The organism is Burkholderia sp. M6-3, from assembly GCF_050858985.1.
GTDB classification, from domain to species: domain Bacteria; phylum Pseudomonadota; class Gammaproteobacteria; order Burkholderiales; family Burkholderiaceae; genus Paraburkholderia; species Paraburkholderia caledonica.
Map to the genome: position 1 here is coordinate 2,712,671 of NZ_CP110090.1, position 19,058 is coordinate 2,731,728.

Below are 19,058 nucleotides of genomic sequence, written 5' to 3' on the forward strand. Positions count from 1 at the left end.
GCGCCGGCCTATGACTTCGGGACAAGACCGCAGCTACTTCCGCGCGCCGCGCAAGTCTGTGACGATTCTCTGAAGCAACTCGGGCGTGGCCAGCGCCGGGTCGATAGGCTCGCCTACTGCCAGAGTCAGCCGGCTCATCACGCCCTTTTGCACGGGGCGTGGCCAGTGTGCGTCGTCGGCACGGGAAAATACGCTGCCCCACAGGCCACGCAACGCCATTGGAACGACCGGCGCGGGCGTGCGCGCGATGATTTCCGTGACACCGCGACGGAACTCATTCATGTCGCCCGTCCGGGTGAGCTTGCCTTCGGGAAAGATGCACACCAGTTCGCCGTCGGCAAGTGCCTGTGCGCAACGCTCGTACGCGCGCGCCAGCACCTGCGGGTCCTGATGCGCGGGCGCTATGGGAATCGCCTTTGCATGGCGGAAGACCCAGCTCGCGAACGGGTTTTTGAAGATCTGGTAGTCCATTACAAAGCGGATCGGCCGTGGACTTTCGGCCATGATCACGACCGCATCCACGAAGCTCACGTGATTGCACACGAGCACGGCCGCGCCCTCTTCCGGAATCCGTTCCGCGTGCACGAGGCGAATCCGGTAGAACGTGTGCACGAGCAACCATGCGATGAACCGCAGCAGAAACTCGGGCACGAGCGAATAGATGTAGGTCGCCACCACGATATTGAGCAGCGCGGTCACGAGAAAAATGGCCGGAATGCTGAAGCCCGCCGAGGTGAGGCCGACCGCCATCAACGCCGAGACGATCATGAACAGCGAGTTGAGAATATTGTTCGCGGCGATGATGCGCGCCCGGTGGCTCGGCTGGCTGCGGCTCTGGATCAGTGCATAAAGCGGCACGCTGTAGAAACCGCCGAACATGGCAAGTAGAAACAGATCGGCGAGCACGCGCCAATGCGCGGCGCGCACGAGGAACTCGCCGACGCTCAGCAGGTGACCGGCGGCGGGCAACGCGTGGCTTGCGAAAAACAGGTCGATGGCGAACACGCTCATGCCGATCGAGCCGAGCGGCACAAGGCCGATCTCGATACGCCGCTTGGAAAGCTTCTCGCACAACAGCGAGCCAAGGCCGATACCAACGGAGAAGGTGCCGAGCAGCACCGTCACGACGTCCGGGTTGGCCGACAGCACGTCTTTTGCAAAGCTGAAAAACGACGACAGAAACGTCGCGCCCACGAACCACAGCCACGATATGCCGAGCAGGCTCAGAAACACCGTGCGGTTTTCGCGCGCGAGCTTGAGGTTGCGCCAGGTCTCGCTGACCGGATTCCAGTTGATGCGCAAATCCGGCTGCGGCGCGGCGGTCACCGGCACGAAGCTCGATACGACGCGCCCCGCGAGCGCAATTGCGACGCAGGCACAAGCCAGAACCAGCGCGCCATGTTCGACGAAACCCGCGGCCGCGCCCCCGACAATCGTGCCGACCAGGATCGCGACGAAGGTGCCCATCTCGACCATGCCGTTGCCGCCGACCAGTTCCTCGTTCGACAGATGTTGCGGCAGGTATGAATACTTGACTGGCCCGAACAGAGTCGAATGGACGCCCATCAGAAACGTGCACAGATACAGCAGCGGCGCACTGTGCAGCAGGAAGCCCGCGCCGCCGACCAACATGACGACGATCTCAAAGCTCTTCACGAAACGCGTAAGCATCGCCTTGTCGTACTTGTCGGCGATCTGTCCGGACGTGGCCGACAGCAACACAAAAGGCAAAATGAAGATCGCCGAGATCACGAACGCGGCGGTCTTCGGGTCGACACCTGAGAACCGCGCCGCCTGAAACGTGACGAGCGACGTGAAACCGATCTTGAAGACGTTGTCGTTCATCGCACCCAAGAACTGCGTCCAGAAAAACGGCGCAAAGCGGCGCTGGCCCAGCAGCTTGAACTGCGATTCGTGCTGACCATGCTGGCGCGCGGCACGGTGGGCGCCGGCCGACGCAGACGCAGACGCGGGCGGCGTGGGAGGCGTTGGGGGCAGCGGGCTTTGACTCATGAAGTTCGTTAAAGCAGGTTCAGTAGCAGGCACCAGGAAAAGCGGCTAAAGGCCACATGAAGAACCATGACGGCGCGCACAAAAAAAGCGCGCGCTCTCGCGCACGCCTTTACTGGATGTTACGTCTTTACTGGACGTTCCCCACCGCTGGCCCTCCCAAGCACCGGGCGCCCTGTCCGGCCACCCACGCGGCAATACCAGCGGCTCCGCCAGCGGGCGGCCGCGCATCAACGCGCCGGCTGCTGCCCCTGCTCTTCCGGCCAGTCGCGGATGTACGCCTTCAGCATGCGGTTTTCGAAGCCCTGTTCCTCGACCACCGCCTTCGCGACGTCGTAGAAAGAAATCACGCCCATCAGCGTGCGGCTCTCCATGACCGGCAGGTAGCGCACGTGATGTTCGAGCATCATGCGGCGCACTTCGTTGACGTCCGTTTCAGGCGTGCAGGTAAGCGGATGATCGTCCATGACCTTGCGGATTGTGGACGTGCCCACGCTTCCGCCGTTCTCGCTGAGCGTAAGAATAATCTCGCGGAATGTCAGCATGCCGACCAGGTCGCCGTACTCCATGACGACGAGCGAGCCGATGTCGTGCTCGGCCATAGTGTTGACTGCGTCGTGCAGCGTGGCGTCTGGCGTGACCGTGAAAAGGGTGTTGCCTTTGACTTTAAGAATGTCGCTGACTCGCATGATCTGTCTCCCGAAATACCCGCTAGGCATGGTGATGCATCAATGACTTTCGATCCTAGCGGAAAGGCCCAGAAAAGGAAAGCGGCCCGCCCATCAAGGCGCGGCGGGCTTACGCCGCCCTGCAAAGGCCTTGCGGCGCGCAGGCGCATCGGGAAAACCGCGCTTGAAGCGGTTCATGCCGGTGATACGATGGCCGCCACTTTCACCTTTCGCGAGGCTGTCCGTGGCCTCGCCGACCAGCATGTCCGCCAACCGTTTCGATACGCTTGCGCTGCACGCCGGCGCCGCTCCCGACCCCGCCACCGGTGCGCGCGCCACACCGATCTATCAGACCACGTCGTTCTCGTTTCGCGACTCGGACCACGCGGCCGCGCTCTTCAACATGGAGCGCGCGGGCCACGTCTACTCGCGCATCTCGAATCCTACCGTGGCCGTATTCGAAGAGCGCGTTGCCGCGCTTGAAAACGGCGCGGGTGCAATCGGCACAGCAAGCGGCCAGGCGGCCTTGCATCTGGCGATCGTCACGCTAATGGGCGCGGGTTCGCACATCGTGGCCTCGAGCGCGCTATACGGCGGCTCGCATAACCTGCTGCACTACACGTTGCGTCGCTTCGGCATCGAGACCACCTTCGTCAAACCCGGCGATATCGACGCATGGCGCGCGGCTCTGCGTCCCAACACGCGCCTGCTGTTCGGCGAAACGCTCGGCAATCCGGGCCTCGACGTGCTCGACATCGCAACCGTCGCGCAGATCGCCCACGAGCACCGCGTGCCGCTTCTCGTCGATTCGACGTTCACCACGCCATATCTGCTGAAGCCTTTCGAGCACGGCGCCGACTTCGTCTATCACTCGGCCACCAAGTTCCTGGGCGGCCACGGCACGACGATCGGCGGCGTGCTGGTAGACGGCGGCACGTTCGACTTCGACGCTTCCGGGCGCTTCCCGGAATTCACCGAGCCTTACGATGGTTTTCACGGCATGATATTCAGCGAGGAAAGCACCGCCGCTCCCTTCCTGCTGCGCGCTCGCCGCGAAGGCTTGCGCGACTTCGGCGCATGCCTGCATCCGCAAGCTGCGTGGCAGCTTCTGCAAGGCATTGAAACGCTGCCCTTGCGGATGGAGCGGCACGTGGCCAACACACGCCGCGTGGTCGAGTTCCTGGCCAGTCATGCGGCGGTCGAAGCCGTCGCGTATCCGGAGTTGCCGACGCATTCCGACCACGCGCTTGCGAAGCGGCTGCTACCGCGTGGCGCGGGCGCAGTATTCAGCTTCAATCTGCGCGGCGACCGCGCCGCCGGCCGCAGCTTTATCGAAGCACTATCGCTGTTCTCTCACCTCGCGAACGTGGGCGACGCGCGCTCGCTGGTGATCCATCCTGCTTCCACGACTCACTTTCGCATGGACGCCGCCGCGCTGGCCGCAGCCGGCATCGCTGAAGGCACGATCCGGTTGTCGATCGGCCTCGAGGACGCCGACGACCTCGTCGACGACCTGAAACGCGGACTGAAAGCCGCACAGAAAGCGTCTGGCTCCGCGGCGCCGCGAAACGGGCAATCTGGTTCCACCGAACCCCGTGGCTCGGGTTCCGCGGCTACACGTCCCGGGAAGGAGTCCGCATGATTGTCGACGTTCAAGGCAAAGCCGCCTACGCCTACACCGGCGGCAAACCGTTCGACGCCAGTCTGCCGACCGCCGTCTTCATCCACGGCGCGGAGCACGACCATAGCGTATGGGCGCTGCAGACGCGTTACTTCGCGCATCACGGCTTCGGCGTGCTCGCCGTGGATCTGCCTGGGCACTGCCGTAGCGCCGGCCCGGCGCTACGCACGGTCACGGCGATGGCCGACTGGCTCGCCGCATTGCTCGACGCGGCGGGCGTGCAGCGCGCATTCGTAGCCGGCCACAGCATGGGCTCGCTCGTCGCGCTCGACTTCGCGGGCCGGTACCCCGAACGAACCACTCACCTGGCTCTGCTCGCCACCGCTTTGCCAATGGCGGTATCCGACACCTTGCTGGAGGCCGCCCTGCACCGCGAGCCCGAAGCGATCGACATGGTCAACCAGTGGTCGCACTCGACGCTCGCCGCGAAGCCTTCGTGCCCCGGACCCGGCTTCTGGCTGCACGGCATGAACCAGCGGTTGATGGAGCGTGTTTCCGCAAAGGGTGAAGCGAATCTCTTTCACACCGACTTCACCGCGTGCAATACGTACACCGACGGCCTCGCGCGAGCCGCGCAGATTCGCTGCGCTACGCGCCTCGTCGTCGGCCGGCGCGATGCGATGACGCCACCGCGAGCCGCCAAGGCGTTGGCCGATGCGCTTCTGCAAGCTGGCGCACCAGTAGATACGGTGACGCTCGACGCCGGTCACGCACTGATGACCGAGCAGCCAGACGCGACGCTCGACGCGTTGTTCAGCTTCGCTCGTACGCCGCCACGCGACGCGGGCTAGCCGCTGCGCAATTTCGAGCCGGTCGCTCCCGTTTTGCAAGCCGTGACGAGTTCTCAAGATAGCGGCTGCGGAACGCCGGCGCCATCGTCCGAACGGCCAGGTTGCGCGAGCCACACGATAGCCGCACAATGGTTCGAGCGTGTCCTCGTCGAGGCGCCGCGGGCATGCAGGCGCGCTCAGGAAAGAGCGTTCGCAGCGGCGGGCGTGCACTTGCAACGCATGGCAATCCGGAGGCGTTATGGCTCATACCGCGCACACCGACCACTTCGCGAACTTCGCGGAGTTCTATCCGTACTACCTGAGCGAGCATCGCAACCAGGTCTCGCGGCGGCTGCATTTCGTGGGATCGCTCGGGGTCATCGGCTGTCTCGCCATGGCGCTTGCCACCGGCGACTGGCTATGGCTGCCGGCCGCCGTGATCTGCGGATACGGATTCGCCTGGGTCGGACATTTTTTCTTCGAGAAGAACCGGCCGGCAACCTTTCGTCATCCGCTTTATAGCCTGATGGGCGACTGGGTGATGTTCAAGGACATCTGCGTAGGCAAGATCTCGTTGTAGACCAGGCGCAAGATCGCTCCGCCGCATCGCGGGGAGCCTACGCCGCCTGATGCGGCATGGAGGACGCGCCGCGCTCGTTCTCTTCGGCTTCCGACTCGCGTGCCGCGGCACGGGCCGCGAGCAGCGTCGCGAGCGTCACTTTGAGTTTGTCGTTCTCGAGCGCGGCGAGCAGCGTGGCGCCGTCCACCCGAGTAGAAGCAAGCTGAAGCTGATACTCGAGTTCTGCGCGATCCATCACAAAGAGGTCATAGACTTGCTGGACGGTGATCTGGGCCGGATTCGCCAGTAGCAGGAAGTGCGGGCGCAAGCCGTCTTCCTCCAGTTGCGCGATCCATCCAATCTGTTCGAGCCGTTGCAGCAGATTGATGGTGGTGTCCATATCGCGGCGGAGCATTCGCGAAAGCTCCGGCACCGTGTACCCGCGCTTGCCGGCGTCGCGCGCTTCGCAAAGCCGTGCAAGCAGTTCGAGAGAATCAAAGAGATTGCTGCCCTCGAAAGTCGGGCGATGAAACTGGCCGATCCGGATTGCAGGCAATGCCGAGGCGATCATCGCACCCGCCAGCGTGATGAACCAGCACAGGTACATCCACAGCAGAAAGAGCGGCACTGCCGCGAACGCGCCGTAGACCGCGGTGTAAGTGGGAATGCGGCGCACGTAATAGCCAAAGCCGCGCTTGGCGAGCTCGAAGGCGATTGCCGCGGTGACGCCGCCGATCACCGCATCGCGCCATTCCACGCGGCAATTCGGCAAATACACGTAGAGAATCGTGAACGCGAGCGCCGTCAACGGCAATGCCGCACCCGCGAGCGCCCACTCGATAACCGGCGTGATGCGCTGGGCGGCGCTGAAGGTCATTGACTGTGTGAACAGATACGACGAGATGGAGAGGCTCACGCCAATCAGAATCGGACCGAGCGTGATGATCGCCCAGTACACGAGGATACGCTGCGCGATAGGCCGCGCCTTGCGCACACGCCAGATCACATTGAACGCGGATTCGATCGTCATCATGGTCATGACCGCCGTGAGAAACAGCAGCACCATGCCGATGGTGGTCAAGCCTTTCGCCTTCGCGGCGAACTGGTTCAGATACTTGAAAATCTGGCTGTTCAGCTGCGCGGGCATCAGGTGATCCGCGAGGAAGAACTGCAGCGACTCCTGGAACGAACTGAAGAGCGGAAACGCGGTGAAGAGCGCAAACGCGACGGTGGCGAGCGGCACCAGCGCAAGCATGGTCGTGAAGGTGAGACTGCCGGCCACCTGCGGAATACGGTCCTCGCTGCTGCGCTTCGCGGCGAACTGCGCGAGCCGCTTGAGCGTGTCGAGATCGAAACGCACCCTGGACAACAAACCTGCCTCCTTGCTTCGTCGAACCGTGTTTCAGGACCGCATTGCAGAACTGTACGGAGTTCCTGGCGCGAGCCTGGCCGAATGGCCACCAATGGCTGTGAATCGCTGGGAACGGCCTGTAGAGCGGACCCAAGCCCTATAATACTCGTTCACCGATGAGGCCTATGAAAGACATTCTCGTGCTCTATTACAGCCGTCACGGCGCCACGCGCGAACTCGCGCTGGCGATCGCGCACGGCGTCGACAGCGTCCCCGGCATGCAGGCGCGCATTCGGACGGTGCCGGCAGTCTCGACCGTCTGCGAAGCGACCCAACCCGACATTCCCGCTGAAGGACCACCGTACGTCGAACTGCGCGACCTCGAGGAATGCGCGGGCCTCGCGCTCGGCTCGCCGACCCGCTTCGGCAATATGGCCGCTTCGCTGAAGTACTTTCTCGACGGCACGACGCCGCAGTGGCTTTCCGGCGCACTCTCCGGCAAGCCGGCCTGCGTGTTCACGTCAACCGGCAGTCTGCACGGCGGCCAGGAGTCCACGCTGTTATCCATGATGCTGCCACTGCTCCACCACGGCATGCTGATCGTCGGCATCCCGTACACGGAGAGCGCACTGAGCACGACGCAAACCGGCGGCACGCCATACGGCGCATCGCACTTCGCACGAGCGGGCAGTGCCGGACAAGGCATTTCCGCGGACGAGAAAACTCTCGCCATTGCGCTCGGTTCACGCGTTGCGCGCACGGCGGCATCCATGAGCGAACGGCCGTGAATGAATTAACGCCGCAAAGACGCGGCGCCGCGTCAGGCGCAACCGCCGCCCTCGTTGCACTGATCGCGTTGTCGATCGCATGGGAATGGTGGCTGGCACCGCTGCGTCCAGGCGGCTCAGCACTGGTGCTCAAGGCGTTGCCGCTGCTGCTGGCGCTGCCAGGCGTGTGGCGCCAGCGGCTCTACACGCTGCAATGGGCGTCGATGTTGATCCTGCTGTACTTTGCCGAAGGCGTCGTGCGCGGCTGGAGCGACCGTGGCTTGAGCGCGCGGCTCGGCTGGCTGGAAGCCGTGCTAACCCTGGTCTTTTTTGTCTGCACGCTGGCCTATATTGCGCCATTCAAACGGGCGGCAAAGCGCGCCGCTAAGCTGCGCCGCGAACATCCTGCACGCGCGGACACATGAATTTCACGCGCCTCCGCGGACATATGAACGTCACGCGCCACATCACGCAGTCCAACCCCGCTGATCGACCGACATGACCCAAACCGCCTTCCTCACTGCCTGCCGCGACGCCATCGGCGCCGCCCATGTGTTGACCGACGCACACGACATGGCGCCCTACCTCACCGACTGGCGTCGCCGCTACACCGGCGCGGCCTGCGCAGTGCTCTGCCCGGCCACGCCCGATGAAGTCGCCGCGCTCGTCAAACTGGCCGTCGAACACGGGATCGCAGTAGTGCCGCAAGGGGGCAACACGGGTCTCGCCGGCGGCGCCACGCCCGATTCGAGCGGTGCGCAGGCGGTCGTCAGCTTGCGGCGTCTGAACCGCGTCCGCGACATCGACCCGCACAACAACACGATTACCGTCGAAGCGGGCGTGATCCTCGCGGAAGTGCAAAAGCGCGCGGAAGAAGCCGGACGTCTCTTCCCGTTGAGCCTCGCCGCCGAGGGCAGTTGCACAATCGGCGGCAATCTTGCGACCAACGCGGGCGGCACCGGCGTTCTGCGCTACGGCAACACGCGCGAGTTGTGCCTCGGCCTCGAAGTGGTCACGCCGCAAGGCGAGTTGTGGGACGGCCTGCGCGGACTGCGCAAGGACAACACCGGCTACGATCTGCGCGATCTGTTCATCGGCGCGGAGGGCACACTCGGCATCATCACCGCAGCCGTGTTGAAGCTGCATCCACGGCCTGCCGCACGTGTAACGGCACTCGCCGCGCTTGCGTCGCCGCATGCCGCACTCGACTTCCTGTCGCTCACACAAAGCGTCGCCGGGCCGCTTCTGACCGGTTTCGAACTCATGTCGGATTTCTGCCTGCGGCTCGTTGGCCGGCACTTTGAGCAGATGCGCTATCCGTTCGCGGAACCGCACGCGCAAATCGTGCTGCTGGAATTGTCGGACAGCGAAAGCGAGGAGCACGCGCGTGCACTGTTCGAGCGTCTGATGGAACAGGCGCTCGAAGACGGCATGGTGCAAGACGCGGTGGTCGCGGAGAGTCTCGCGCAATCGCGCGCGTTCTGGAATTTGCGCGAACATATTCCGCTCGCGCAGGCCGAGGAAGGGCTGAACATCAAGCACGACATTGCCGTGCCGATTTCGCGCATCGGTCACTTCATCGAAGAAACCGACGCGGCGATCGAGCAGGCAGCGCCGGGCGCCCGCATGGTGACATTCGGCCATCTCGGCGACGGCAACCTGCACTACAACGTGCAGGCGCCGGAGGGTGTCGACGCGAAGGCGTTCCTCGATCAGTACCAGAGCCCGATCAATCGCGTGGTGTATGACAGCGTGCATCGGCATCGCGGCAGCATCAGCGCGGAACACGGGCTCGGTCAGCTGAAAATCGACGAGGCGATGCACTACAAGCCGGACGTCGAGGTCCAATTGATGCGAGCAGTCAAACGCGCGCTTGATCCGCTGAACCTGATGAACCCGGGCAAGGTGCTACGCTCGAACTAAAGCTGAAACTTCACGCCGAAGCCTGGCCCGCGCATGTCGATGCGGGTCACTCGCAGGAGCCCTATCCGTGAAAATTCGCGTGCTGTCCGACCTGCATCTGGAGAACGACGAGCCTGAACTGATTCCGCACGCGCAGGCGGATCTCGTCGTGCTGGCCGGAGACATCCATAATCATGCGGCTGGGCCGCGCTGGGCCGCACAGGCTTTCGACGGCGCGGTGCCCGTGGTCTACGTGCCCGGCAATCACGAGTACTACGACGGCGAGTTCGGAGCGTTGGAAAGCGCACTTCACGATGCCGCCGCGCAGGTCGACAACGTGCACGTGCTGAACAACGCCGCGCTCGTCGATCCGCAGGGCCGCTGGCGCGTGCTGGGCACGACGTTGTGGACGGATTTTGCGCTGTTCGGCGCAGACAGCGCAGCGCTTGAAGAATCGATAGAGGCGTCGCGGCGCGCCATGCTCGACTTTCGCGGACTGATCCAGATGAACTGGCCGCAAAATTCGCAGGAATATGCCGAGGACTCAGCGCGCGACTTCACGCCCGGCGACTCGCTCGCGCTGCATCGCCAGGCGCGCGCATGGCTCGAGCACGAACTCGCAAAACCATTTGCCGGCCAGACGATCGTGGTCACGCATCACGCGCCGCATCGGTTGAGTCTTGCCGAGCGCTACGCTCAAGACCGCGTGTCCGCCGGATTCGTCAACCATTTGCCGGAGCTCGTCCGTACGCCGGTCGCACTATGGATTCACGGGCACACGCACACGCCGTTCGACTACACGGTCAACGGCACGCGCGTGGTTTGCAATCCGAGAGGCTATTTCGACCGGCGCACCGGGCAGTGGGAAAATCCACAATTTGCGTGGGACAAGGTCGTCGAGATATAGCCCGGCGTCAGAGGCCGCGGTTCAGCTCGCGCGACCATGGCCGCACGCCCGAACGCACGCTTGAACGATTACCGCCCGCCTCGCTGCTTGCGCGTTTCCGGACGCTCGATCTTGATGGGTACAAGTTGCGGCTGCTGTTCGCGCAGGCGGCGCAGCAGATCGCGAGATGCGGCAATGCCGATTAGTCCAAACATGACGGCCACGCCGATCATCAGGTGCGTATCCATGGAACCCTCGTCCTTCAGTGATTGCGATTGCCGAATCGTGGCGGCGAAATGAACGTGCCGGCTCGAGCAGCAGCGTCATCGACACGGTATCAAATCGATTTCCGCCCAGAAGTAAGGAAATGTTGCGGCGCGGCGTCCATGTAACAGGGCGTTATCTGAGTGCCGCGGACGCAGCGAGCGCTGCCGGCGCAGATGGGGCGCCAATGCGGCGCCGACGTCACGTCCGCGCAAACTGCCGCAACTCCTCCTGATCGACCGCAAGCGTCGCCGGAAGCTCCTCGCGCAGATGCTCGATCCATGTTCGGATCTTGGCGTCCAGATATTGGCGCGACGGATACAGCGCATAGAGATTCATTTCCTGCGATGTGTACTCCGGCAGCAACCACACCAGCGAGCCGTTCCGCAAACCGCTGATTGCCGAGTAGATCGGAATCAGCCCGACGCCCATGCCGCTCGCCACCGCGACAGCCATTGCCTCCGCCACGTTCACCTGGAAAGTGGCCGGGCCGAGCGTAACGGTTTCCTCGCCGTTCGGGCCGTCGAAGGTCCACTTGTCGGGCGGAAACACCGGCGTGACCATCTGCAGGCACGTGTGGCGCGCGAGGTCGCCGGGAGTTTGCGGCACCCCGTGCTTCTCCAGATAGGCCGGCGACGCGCACGTAATGCTGAACGCGCTGCCGAGCCGCTGTGACACCAGTCCCGAATCGGGCAAGCCGGTCGCGAGCGTAAGCGACACGTCGAAGCCTTCGTCGAGCAGATCCGGCATGCGCTGCGCGAGCGTCAGCTCGATATGCACTTCCGGATACCGTTCCTGATAGCGGCCCACGGCCGGCACGACGTAGTGCTGGCCGAAGCTCGTCATTGCGTGGACTTTCAGCTTGCCGGACGGACGCGCGTGCGCGTCGCTCGCCTCGGCCTCAGCCTGATCGACATACGCAAGAATCTGCTCGCAGCGCTGCAGATAACGCTCGCCGGCCTCGGTCAACGCAATGCGGCGCGTGGTGCGGTTCAACAGGCGCGTGCGCAGATGCGCTTCCAGATCGGACACCGCGCGCGACGCATATGCAGTCGTCGTATTCAGGTGCTGCGCGGCACCCGTGAAACTGCCCGCTTCGACGACGCGGACAAATACGCGCATGTTTTGAAGCGTATCCATACCTTTCCTTGAGAATCCGCAGCGATTGTTACATGGTTTGCAAGAGCGATTATCTCAACGTCCGTAAGAATGCCTTGCATTTTTACCGGTTATTCCCCAATCGATCCAAAAATATAATTGGCAACTTGCTTCTATAGCGACTTTTGGAGGAAATCGTGCAGTCTCCGGTACCAACAAGGATCACCGCAGCCGCGGTTCTTACGATCCTATTAACAATCGCCGGCTGCGCAAATACCGGAGGCATCGCCCCCCAAGCGAGCCGCACAGACGCGGCGTCCCTCGACGCCGGCAACGCCATTCGCGCGGCGAACGCCGATGCGCAATGGCCTGCCGCCGACTGGTGGCGCGCCTACAACGACCCCCAACTCGACGCATGGATCGAGGCCGCACAGGCGAACAATCCGAGTCTCGCCGCCGCTCAGGCACGCGTGCGACAAGCCATGTCGATGGCGGGCGTCGCGCGCTCGGCAATGTCGCCGCAAGTGAACGGCCATCTGTCGATCCAGCGCCAGAAGTGGGCCGACAACCTGTACTACGGTCCCGGGCCGCTCGCGGGCGAGCAGTCATGGAACAACACCGGCACGCTCGCGCTGTCCTATCACCTCGATCTGTGGGGCAAGGACAAGAACGCTGCCGAGCGCGCTCTCGACGCCGCGCACGCCAGCGCCGCCGATGCCCGCGCCGCCCAACTCGAACTCCAGGCCAACGTGGTGCGCACTTACATCGAGATGTCGCTGAATTACGCGCTCCTCGACATCGCTCGCGCTACCTTGCAGCAAGAGCAGCAAATCGCCGACCTGGCCCGCCGGCGCCTGAAAGGCGGCATCGGCACGCAGCTCGAAGTAAGCCAGGCCGAAACGCCGCTGCCGGAATACGAACGCCAGATCGACTCGATCGAAGAAAACATCGCGTTGAGCCGCAATCAACTCGCCGCGCTGGCCGGCAAGGGTCCCGGCGCGGGCGACTCGATCCAGCGGCCGGTGCTGTCGCTCAGCGCGCCTGCCGGCTTGCCGAGCGCCCTGCCCGCGGAATTGATCGGGCATCGGCCGGACGTGGTCGCCGCGCGCTGGACAGTCGCGGCACAGGCGCGCGGCATCGACGTCGCGAAAGCCGAGTTCTATCCGGATATCGACCTGCTCGCGTCGATCGGAGGCTATGCGGCAATGGGGCCGCTGTTCCAGTTCCTGAAGAGTCCTTCGCACAGCTGGAGCGCCGGACCGGCGCTGTCGCTGCCGATTTTCGACGGCGGCCGGCTGCGCTCGCAGCTCGGCGCAGCGTCGGCCGATTACGACGAGGCGGTGGGGCGCTACAACCAGTCGATCGTCGGCGCGCTGAAGGACATCTCAGACCAAGTCATCCGCATGCGTTCGCTCGCGACCCAGGCGCAAGACGCCGACCGTTCGGTCGCCGCTGCGCGCAAAAACTACGACCTCTCGCGTGAGGGTTATCGACGCGGTTTGACCGATTACCTCAACGTGCTGATCGCGCAGAATCAGTTGCTTCGCGCTCAGGAAGGTGTGGCCAGGATTCAGGCCGAGCGGCTCGGCGTGCATGCATCGCTGGTCACGGCTCTGGGCGGCGGGCTCGACGATCCGGCCAACGGTCCGCAAGCGGACCAGACCCTGCCGGAGCACGGTAAGGGCAAGGGCAAAGCTGCCGTGCAACCGTCGAACGCGACTGCCGCGAAAGCGGCGGTTGCGCCAGCCGCGACAAGCACGGCAGGCGAGCGCAGCGCAGACCCCGCAGCGAGCATTACGCAGAAGCGCGCGGCGGCGGCCAGCCATGCAGACACCGGCAACGCCGCGTCGGCTACCGAATAAGGAAGCCCGCGATGTCAGCCTCCTCTTCATCCGCTCCGCGGGCTTCGTCGTTTGCCGCGTGGTACTCGGCCGCCGCCGACTGGGCGCGCACCGACGGCCTCACGTGGATCTATCTGTTCAAGGCGCTCGCCGCGTGCTTCCTCGCGCTCGGTATCGCAATGAAACTCGATCTGCCCCAACCGCGCACCGCGATGACCACCGTCTTCATCGTGATGCAGCCTCAAAGCGGCATGGTGTTCGCGAAAAGCTTCTATCGGATTTGCGGCACGCTCGTTGGCCTCGTCGTGACGCTTGCGTTGCTCGGACTGTTCGCGCAACAGCCGGAGATGTTCATCGTCACGACGGCGATCTGGGTCGGCATCTGCACAGCGGGCGCCGCGCGTAACCGCAACTTCAGGTCCTACGGATTCGTGCTCGCCGGATACACGGCCGCGCTGATCGGCATCCCCGCTTCGCAACATCCCGACGGCGCATTTCTGAGCGCGCTCACGCGCGTCGCCGAAGTCGTTCTGGGCATCGTCTGCGCGGGCGCGGTGAGCGGCCTCGTCTTCCCGCAGTTCACCGGCTTGCAGATGCGCGGCACGGTGCGAGCGCGTTTTTCCGCGTTCGTCGAATACGTGTCCGCGTCGCTCGCCGGCCGCAATGACCGCGCGCAGATCGAAGCGACCAACGCGCGCTTCGTCGCGGACATCGTCGGGTTCGAGGCGGCGCGCAGTGTCGCCGTGTTCGAAGGACCGGATTCGCGGATGCGCGGCGGCCGTCTCGCGCGGCTGAACAGCGAGTTCATGACCGCATCGACGCGCTTTCACGCGCTGCATCAGTTGATGAACCGACTGCGCGACGCCGGCACGCACGGCGCCGTCATCGCCATCGACGCGCTCGAGCCGTATTTCAAGGAAATCGCACCGTTGCTCGCGAAGTCCGGCGAACCCGTGTTGAGCGCGGCCGACGCTGCTCACGCCGCCGCGCAACTCGACGCGTACAAGGCCGAATTGCCGCGCCGCGTGCGCGCGACCCGCGCCGCGCTCGAAGCGCATCCCAATGCGCCGCTGCTCGATTTCGACACGGGCGCGGAACTCCTGTACCGCTTTATCGACGATCTGCACGCATATGCCGCCACTTACGCGTCGCTTGCCGTCGACACACATGAGCGCGAGCGCTGGGTCGAGCGTTACCAGCCCAAGACGAACGCGATCGCCGCAGGCGTCGCGGGCCTGCGCGCGGCTCTCGTGATGATGGTGCTCGGCGCGTTCTGGATAGCCACCGCGTGGCCGAGCGGCTTGACGTTGACGCTGAATGCAGCGACCGTTTGCGCGCTGGCTTCGTCGTCCCCGAATCCGAAACGCACCGTGTTCCAGATGGCGGGGGGCACGCTCGTCGCCTCGGTGATGGGCATGCTGGCGGTGTACGGCGTGTTTCCGCGAATCGACGGATTTCCGCTGCTGTGCGCGGCGCTCGCGCCGTTCCTTCTGTTCGGCGTTTTCATGACCACGCGGCCCGCGCTCGCCGGCTACGGCGTCGGCTACTGCATCTTCTTCTGCTTTCTCGCCGGTCCGGACAACGTGATGCATTACGACCCGAGCGCCTTTATCAACGATGCGATGGCGCTCGTGCTGTCGATGCTGGTGTCGTCGGTCGCGTTCGCCGTGCTGCTGCCGCCGTCCACGCCGTGGCTGCGCAACCGGCTGCTCGTGGACTTGCGGCGCCAGGTCGCGGTGGCGAGCCGCGCACGCCTCGGTCGCGTGCGCTCACGCTTCGAGAGCGGCGCGCGCGATCTGATGTTCCAGATCAACGCGCTCGCACAGGACGACGCGTCGGCGAGACGCGACACGTTGCGCTGGCTCTTCTCGGTGCTCGAAGTGGGCAACGCGGTCATCGACCTGCGACGCGAAGTGGCCATGCTGCCCGCCAACCCGCGCTATGCGAAGACGATGCCGTGGCGGGTCTCGCTGCATGCAGTGTGCGATGCGCTGAGCGCTCTGTTCGAGCGGCCGCGTGCGGAGCGGTTCGAGCGCGCACTCGCCGCCACCGCAAACGCGATCCGCGCCGTCCAGTTGCTGCTTGCCGAGTTCGGGCCGCCGCGCGAAGAGCGTCATCAGTTGCAGCGCATTCTGAGTCAGTTGCATTTCATTCGTACCGCGTTGCTCGATCCGCAATCTCCGCTCGAACCGTTGATGAGCGCACGAGCCGACACGTCAGAAGGAGTTCCGCATGCCGCGTGACATTGCTGTTTTCGACGCCTACGTGCCGACGATCGTTCTGCTGTTCATTGCGGGCGCCGTGCTCACCTGGGTGCTGGATCGCGTCATCGCCTACACGGGCGTGTATCGCGTCGTGTGGCACCCGTCCTTATTCCGGGCCAGCCTGCTCGTGTGTGTGTGCGGCGTGCTGGGCCTCGCCGTTTACCGTTGATCAGAGTCGAAACATGACCATTCGAAATCTTGTTGGCTTCGTCGCGACAGCCATAATCTTTATCGTCGCGGTCCTGCTGGGACGCGTGCTGTGGGTTCACTACATGGACGAACCGTGGACGCGCGACGGACGCGTGCGCGCCGAGATCGTGAACGTCGCGCCGGACGTTTCAGGCGCCGTCGTCGATCTGCCGGTGAAGGACAATCAAATGGTGAGAAAAGGCGATCTGCTCATGCAGATCGATCCGTCGCACTATGAGATCGCCGTCGAACAGGCACAGGCCGCAGTGGCCGCGCGCAAGGCGGAATTGCAGATGAGGCGCGACGACGCAAAACGCCGCGCGGATATGGATTCGCTCGTGGTGTCGAAAGAAAACCAGGAAAACGCGACGCATACGGCGTCGGCCGCCGAGGCTGCCTATCAGCAGGCGCTCGCCGCGCTAGATGCCGCGAAGCTCAATCTGGCGCGCACACGGGTTGTGTCGCCGGTCGACGGCTACGTGACGAATCTGAACGTGTTTCGCGGCGACTATGCGACAGCCGGCGCGGCGAAGCTCGCCATTGTCGACAGTCACTCGTTCTGGGTCTATGGCTACTTCGAGGAAACCAAGCTGCCGCACGTGCATATCGGCGACAAGGCTGAGGTCCGGCTGATGAGCGGCGGCACGCTCGAGGGCCATGTGGAGAGCATCTCGCGCGGCATTTACGACCGGGACAATCCGCAAAGCCGCGAATTGCTCGCCGATGTGAACCCGACATTCAACTGGGTCAGGCTCGCGCAGCGCGTGCCGGTGCGCGTGAGGATCGATTCGGTGCCTGACGGTGTGGTGCTCGCGGCGGGCATTACTTGCACGGTGGTGGTCAAGCAGAGTTGAGCGGCGCAGCGCCCGGTTCGTGCCGGGCGCGCTGTCGCATCGATCCGCTTAACCTGTCCTGGGCCTCACAACCTGAACTTGCCCACCATCTGCTTCAGGCCGTGAGCCTGATCGTCGAGCGATCGTGCTGCGGCAGTGGCCTGTTCGACGAGCGCCGCGTTTTGCTGCGTGCCCGAATCCATCTGCGCGACGGCGAGATTGATTTCCTCGATACCTGCGCTCTGCTCGGAAGAAGCCGCCGAAATCTCGCCCATGATGTCGGTCACGCGCTTCACCGCCTTGACGACTTCGTCCATGGTTTGCCCCGCGTCCTGGGCAAGCGTCGAACCGTTGCTCACGCGCTCGACCGACGTGCTGATCAGCTCTTTGATCTCCTTCGCCGCAGCGGCGCTCCTCTGCGCCAGGTTGCGCACTTCGGCTGCGACCACCGAAAACCCGCGGCCTTCCTCGCCGGCTCGCGCTGCCTCCACTGCCGCATTCAGCGCCAGAATATTCGTCTGAAACGCGATCCCTTCGATTACGCCGATGATGTCGCCGATGCTACGCGCGCTGTCGTTGATCTCGTTCATCGTCGCGACGACGCGGCTCACCACTTCGCCACCTTTCTCCGCGATTTCCGACGCGTTATTCGCAAGCGTGCTCGCCTGCTTCGCGTTGTCGGCGTTTTGCCGGACCGTCGACGTCAGCTGCTCCATGCTGGTCGCGGTACGCTCGAGCGCCATCGCCTGCTGCTCGGTGCGCTGCGACAAGTCGAGGTTGCCCATCGAAATTTCGCCCGAAGCGGTCGCAATCGCGTCCGCGCTCGATGCAATGTCCGATACGGTCGTCGCGAGACCGCTTTGCATGTCGGAGAGCGCGTACAGCACGCTCGACTTGTCCTTGCGTCCCAGCGTGATGTGGTTCGACAGATCGCCCGCCGCGATCCGGCTCGCGATCTCCTTCGCGTATGCCGGCTCGCCGCCGAGCTGGCGCGCGAGACGCCGCACGACCCACTCGCTGATGCCGGCGGCCAGCACGATCAGCCCGATCGTCATGACGGCGAGCATGACGAACGACGACTGGTAAATGAAACGGGAGGCGTCGATCGTCGCCTTCGCGGCCGTGCCGCGCTCCGTGACCATTTCGTCGACGAGTTTTTCGAGCTTGCCGGTTTCGACCAGCAGCGACACGTCCTGCGTGCCGACCTGCCAGTTCATCTGCGACAGGTCGAGCGGCTGCGCCTTCACCAGCGTCACGAAGTCGCGCAGATGCGCGCTCCACACCGTCACAGCGGCGGAAAATTTCTTCTGATGCTCGACGGCCTTCGCGTCGGATTTGTCGACGTACTGTTGCAGCGTGCCCAGCTCGGTGGAAAGGCCGTTCAAGCCCTTGTCGATGTCGGCGCCCAGTTCGTCGCGTTCTTTAGCAGTTGTCGCCGTCAACAGCATTTTTTGCGCGCGGCTCGCGCGCAACATGTGGCCGCGGGCTTCTTCCGCAGCGCGGCTCGCAACGTGGCCTTGATCGTAAATGGATTGGGCCGACGCATTCAGGCGGCTGATCTGGGTGAGGGAAAATACGCCGATCGCCAGCGTGCCGATCAGCAGCACGGCGAACGCGAGGCGCAACATCGTCTTGACCGACAGCCCCTTCAGGCTCACCGCCCGCGAGCGGCCGCCGTTTCCACCCTTTCCGCGCGACGGCGACGCCGCCGCTTTTCCATCCGGAACAAAGCCCGCGCCTGTCCGGCTGCCCAACGAAACTGCTTTCATATTCCCCGTCCCCACGTTTAGAACTGCCGCAAAGGTCTGTTCCGGCATTGCTTCTTATCTCTCCGGGTCTACGGCATCGACGTCCGCGATCTTTAGTGCGGTTCGTAAAAAGCCGATCGTGATCGCCCGGTCCTCGACGCGCAGCTTTGTGAGCGCGCGTCCGCGCCCGTTTATACATGGCCAAAAATCCCCGTAGCGCTTTTATC

Annotated in this window: 18 protein-coding genes; 11 read left to right on the top strand and 7 right to left on the bottom strand. The window is 64.0% G+C overall.

The window, feature by feature from the left end:
* Nucleotides 1-33 precede the first annotated feature (33 nt).
* The 3 genes from OH764_RS11615 to OH764_RS11625 all read right to left on the bottom strand — a co-directional run bounded on the left by OH764_RS11615 (nucleotide 34) and on the right by OH764_RS11625 (nucleotide 2,942).
* Complete coding sequence (locus OH764_RS11615; RefSeq protein ID WP_498846895.1) at nucleotides 34-2,013, bottom strand: acyl-[ACP]--phospholipid O-acyltransferase; 1,980 nt, start codon at nucleotides 2,011-2,013, stop codon at nucleotides 34-36.
* A 227-nt stretch (nucleotides 2,014-2,240) separates the two neighbouring features.
* On the bottom strand, nucleotides 2,241-2,699 hold the full coding sequence (locus tag OH764_RS11620) for a CBS domain-containing protein (RefSeq protein WP_020069514.1): 459 nt from the start codon (nucleotides 2,697-2,699) through the stop codon (nucleotides 2,241-2,243).
* 93 nt (nucleotides 2,700-2,792) lie between these two features.
* A complete protein-coding gene (locus OH764_RS11625; RefSeq protein WP_498846896.1) occupies nucleotides 2,793-2,942 on the bottom strand; it encodes a hypothetical protein in 150 nt (49 codons plus the stop codon).
* Here OH764_RS11625 and OH764_RS11630 point away from each other — a divergent pair.
* From OH764_RS11630 to OH764_RS11640, 3 genes are all read left to right on the top strand, one after another.
* Complete coding sequence (locus OH764_RS11630; RefSeq protein ID WP_498846897.1) at nucleotides 2,941-4,320, top strand: O-acetylhomoserine aminocarboxypropyltransferase; 1,380 nt, start codon at nucleotides 2,941-2,943, stop codon at nucleotides 4,318-4,320. The genes OH764_RS11625 and OH764_RS11630 overlap by 2 nt on opposite strands.
* Entirely contained in the window at nucleotides 4,317-5,150 is an 834-nt protein-coding gene (locus OH764_RS11635) for an alpha/beta fold hydrolase (protein ID WP_498846898.1), read from the top strand. The genes OH764_RS11630 and OH764_RS11635 overlap by 4 nt, the downstream gene beginning before the upstream one ends.
* Before the next feature lie 238 nt (nucleotides 5,151-5,388).
* Nucleotides 5,389-5,709, top strand: a complete 321-nt coding sequence (locus tag OH764_RS11640; protein ID WP_027776586.1) for an Mpo1-like protein — start codon at nucleotides 5,389-5,391, stop codon at nucleotides 5,707-5,709.
* A gap of 37 nt (nucleotides 5,710-5,746) precedes the next feature.
* Here OH764_RS11640 and OH764_RS11645 read toward each other — a convergent pair whose 3' ends face one another.
* On the bottom strand, nucleotides 5,747-7,060 hold the full coding sequence (locus OH764_RS11645; protein ID WP_498846899.1) for a YihY family inner membrane protein: 1,314 nt from the start codon (nucleotides 7,058-7,060) through the stop codon (nucleotides 5,747-5,749).
* Between the two features lie 164 nt (nucleotides 7,061-7,224).
* On the opposite strand from OH764_RS11645, the gene wrbA reads away from it, so the two are divergent.
* From wrbA to OH764_RS11665, 4 genes are all read left to right on the top strand, one after another.
* Nucleotides 7,225-7,827, top strand: a complete 603-nt coding sequence (gene wrbA, locus OH764_RS11650; RefSeq protein WP_498846900.1) for an NADPH-dependent FMN reductase family protein — start codon at nucleotides 7,225-7,227, stop codon at nucleotides 7,825-7,827.
* Nucleotides 7,824-8,231 carry a DUF2069 domain-containing protein gene (locus OH764_RS11655; RefSeq protein ID WP_498846901.1) on the top strand — a complete coding sequence of 136 codons (408 nt, stop codon included), beginning with the start codon at nucleotides 7,824-7,826 and terminating at the stop codon, nucleotides 8,229-8,231. The genes wrbA and OH764_RS11655 overlap by 4 nt, the downstream gene beginning before the upstream one ends.
* A 73-nt stretch (nucleotides 8,232-8,304) precedes the next feature.
* Nucleotides 8,305-9,729 carry an FAD-binding oxidoreductase gene (locus OH764_RS11660; RefSeq protein WP_498846902.1) on the top strand — a complete coding sequence of 475 codons (1,425 nt, stop codon included), beginning with the start codon at nucleotides 8,305-8,307 and terminating at the stop codon, nucleotides 9,727-9,729.
* Nucleotides 9,730-9,796: 67 nt separating this feature from the next.
* A complete protein-coding gene (locus tag OH764_RS11665) occupies nucleotides 9,797-10,615 on the top strand; it encodes a metallophosphoesterase family protein (RefSeq protein WP_498846903.1) in 819 nt (272 codons plus the stop codon).
* Between the two features lie 68 nt (nucleotides 10,616-10,683).
* Here the strand turns inward: OH764_RS11665 and OH764_RS11670 are convergent, their stop codons facing one another.
* Both OH764_RS11670 and OH764_RS11675 read right to left on the bottom strand, forming a co-directional pair.
* Nucleotides 10,684-10,842, bottom strand: a complete 159-nt coding sequence (locus OH764_RS11670; RefSeq protein WP_020069504.1) for a hypothetical protein — start codon at nucleotides 10,840-10,842, stop codon at nucleotides 10,684-10,686.
* Nucleotides 10,843-11,059: 217 nt separating this feature from the next.
* On the bottom strand, nucleotides 11,060-11,998 hold the full coding sequence (locus tag OH764_RS11675; RefSeq protein WP_498846904.1) for a LysR family transcriptional regulator: 939 nt from the start codon (nucleotides 11,996-11,998) through the stop codon (nucleotides 11,060-11,062).
* 155 nt (nucleotides 11,999-12,153) lie between these two features.
* Here OH764_RS11675 and OH764_RS11680 point away from each other — a divergent pair, with 155 nt between their 5' ends.
* Genes OH764_RS11680 through OH764_RS11695 form a run of 4 tightly spaced genes read left to right on the top strand, consistent with a single transcriptional unit; the run spans nucleotide 12,154 to nucleotide 17,104 of the window.
* Nucleotides 12,154-13,818, top strand: a complete 1,665-nt coding sequence (locus tag OH764_RS11680) for an outer membrane factor lipoprotein domain-containing protein (RefSeq protein ID WP_498846905.1) — start codon at nucleotides 12,154-12,156, stop codon at nucleotides 13,816-13,818.
* 11 nt (nucleotides 13,819-13,829) lie between these two features.
* Nucleotides 13,830-16,040, top strand: a complete 2,211-nt coding sequence (locus OH764_RS11685) for an FUSC family protein (RefSeq protein ID WP_498846906.1) — start codon at nucleotides 13,830-13,832, stop codon at nucleotides 16,038-16,040.
* Nucleotides 16,030-16,230 (top strand): DUF1656 domain-containing protein, encoded by a 201-nt coding sequence (locus tag OH764_RS11690; protein WP_020069500.1) that lies wholly within the window; start codon nucleotides 16,030-16,032, stop codon nucleotides 16,228-16,230. The genes OH764_RS11685 and OH764_RS11690 overlap by 11 nt, the downstream gene beginning before the upstream one ends.
* A 13-nt stretch (nucleotides 16,231-16,243) precedes the next feature.
* Entirely contained in the window at nucleotides 16,244-17,104 is an 861-nt protein-coding gene (locus OH764_RS11695) for an efflux RND transporter periplasmic adaptor subunit (protein WP_288828315.1), read from the top strand.
* Nucleotides 17,105-17,169: 65 nt separating this feature from the next.
* Here OH764_RS11695 and OH764_RS11700 read toward each other — a convergent pair whose 3' ends face one another.
* Complete coding sequence (locus OH764_RS11700; protein ID WP_498846907.1) at nucleotides 17,170-18,852, bottom strand: methyl-accepting chemotaxis protein; 1,683 nt, start codon at nucleotides 18,850-18,852, stop codon at nucleotides 17,170-17,172.
* Nucleotides 18,853-19,058 lie beyond the last annotated feature (206 nt).

Excerpts from the sequence above, each read along its gene's own strand:
- OH764_RS11700 (WP_498846907.1), bottom strand. The coding sequence starts at position 18,852 with ATGAAAGCAGTTTCGTTGGGCAGCCGGACAGGCGCGGGCTTTGTTCCG.
- OH764_RS11635 (WP_498846898.1), top strand. The coding sequence starts at position 4,317 with ATGATTGTCGACGTTCAAGGCAAAGCCGCCTACGCCTACACCGGCGGC.
- OH764_RS11640 (WP_027776586.1), top strand. The coding sequence starts at position 5,389 with ATGGCTCATACCGCGCACACCGACCACTTCGCGAACTTCGCGGAGTTC.
- OH764_RS11660 (WP_498846902.1), top strand. The coding sequence starts at position 8,305 with ATGACCCAAACCGCCTTCCTCACTGCCTGCCGCGACGCCATCGGCGCC.
- OH764_RS11615 (WP_498846895.1), bottom strand. The coding sequence starts at position 2,013 with ATGAGTCAAAGCCCGCTGCCCCCAACGCCTCCCACGCCGCCCGCGTCT.
- OH764_RS11620 (WP_020069514.1), bottom strand. The coding sequence starts at position 2,699 with ATGCGAGTCAGCGACATTCTTAAAGTCAAAGGCAACACCCTTTTCACG.
- OH764_RS11630 (WP_498846897.1), top strand. The coding sequence starts at position 2,941 with ATGTCCGCCAACCGTTTCGATACGCTTGCGCTGCACGCCGGCGCCGCT.
- OH764_RS11685 (WP_498846906.1), top strand. The coding sequence starts at position 13,830 with ATGTCAGCCTCCTCTTCATCCGCTCCGCGGGCTTCGTCGTTTGCCGCG.
- OH764_RS11675 (WP_498846904.1), bottom strand. The coding sequence starts at position 11,998 with ATGGATACGCTTCAAAACATGCGCGTATTTGTCCGCGTCGTCGAAGCG.
- wrbA (WP_498846900.1), top strand. The coding sequence starts at position 7,225 with ATGAAAGACATTCTCGTGCTCTATTACAGCCGTCACGGCGCCACGCGC.
- OH764_RS11690 (WP_020069500.1), top strand. The coding sequence starts at position 16,030 with ATGCCGCGTGACATTGCTGTTTTCGACGCCTACGTGCCGACGATCGTT.
- OH764_RS11625 (WP_498846896.1), bottom strand. The coding sequence starts at position 2,942 with ATGCTGGTCGGCGAGGCCACGGACAGCCTCGCGAAAGGTGAAAGTGGC.
- OH764_RS11670 (WP_020069504.1), bottom strand. The coding sequence starts at position 10,842 with ATGGATACGCACCTGATGATCGGCGTGGCCGTCATGTTTGGACTAATC.
- OH764_RS11695 (WP_288828315.1), top strand. The coding sequence starts at position 16,244 with ATGACCATTCGAAATCTTGTTGGCTTCGTCGCGACAGCCATAATCTTT.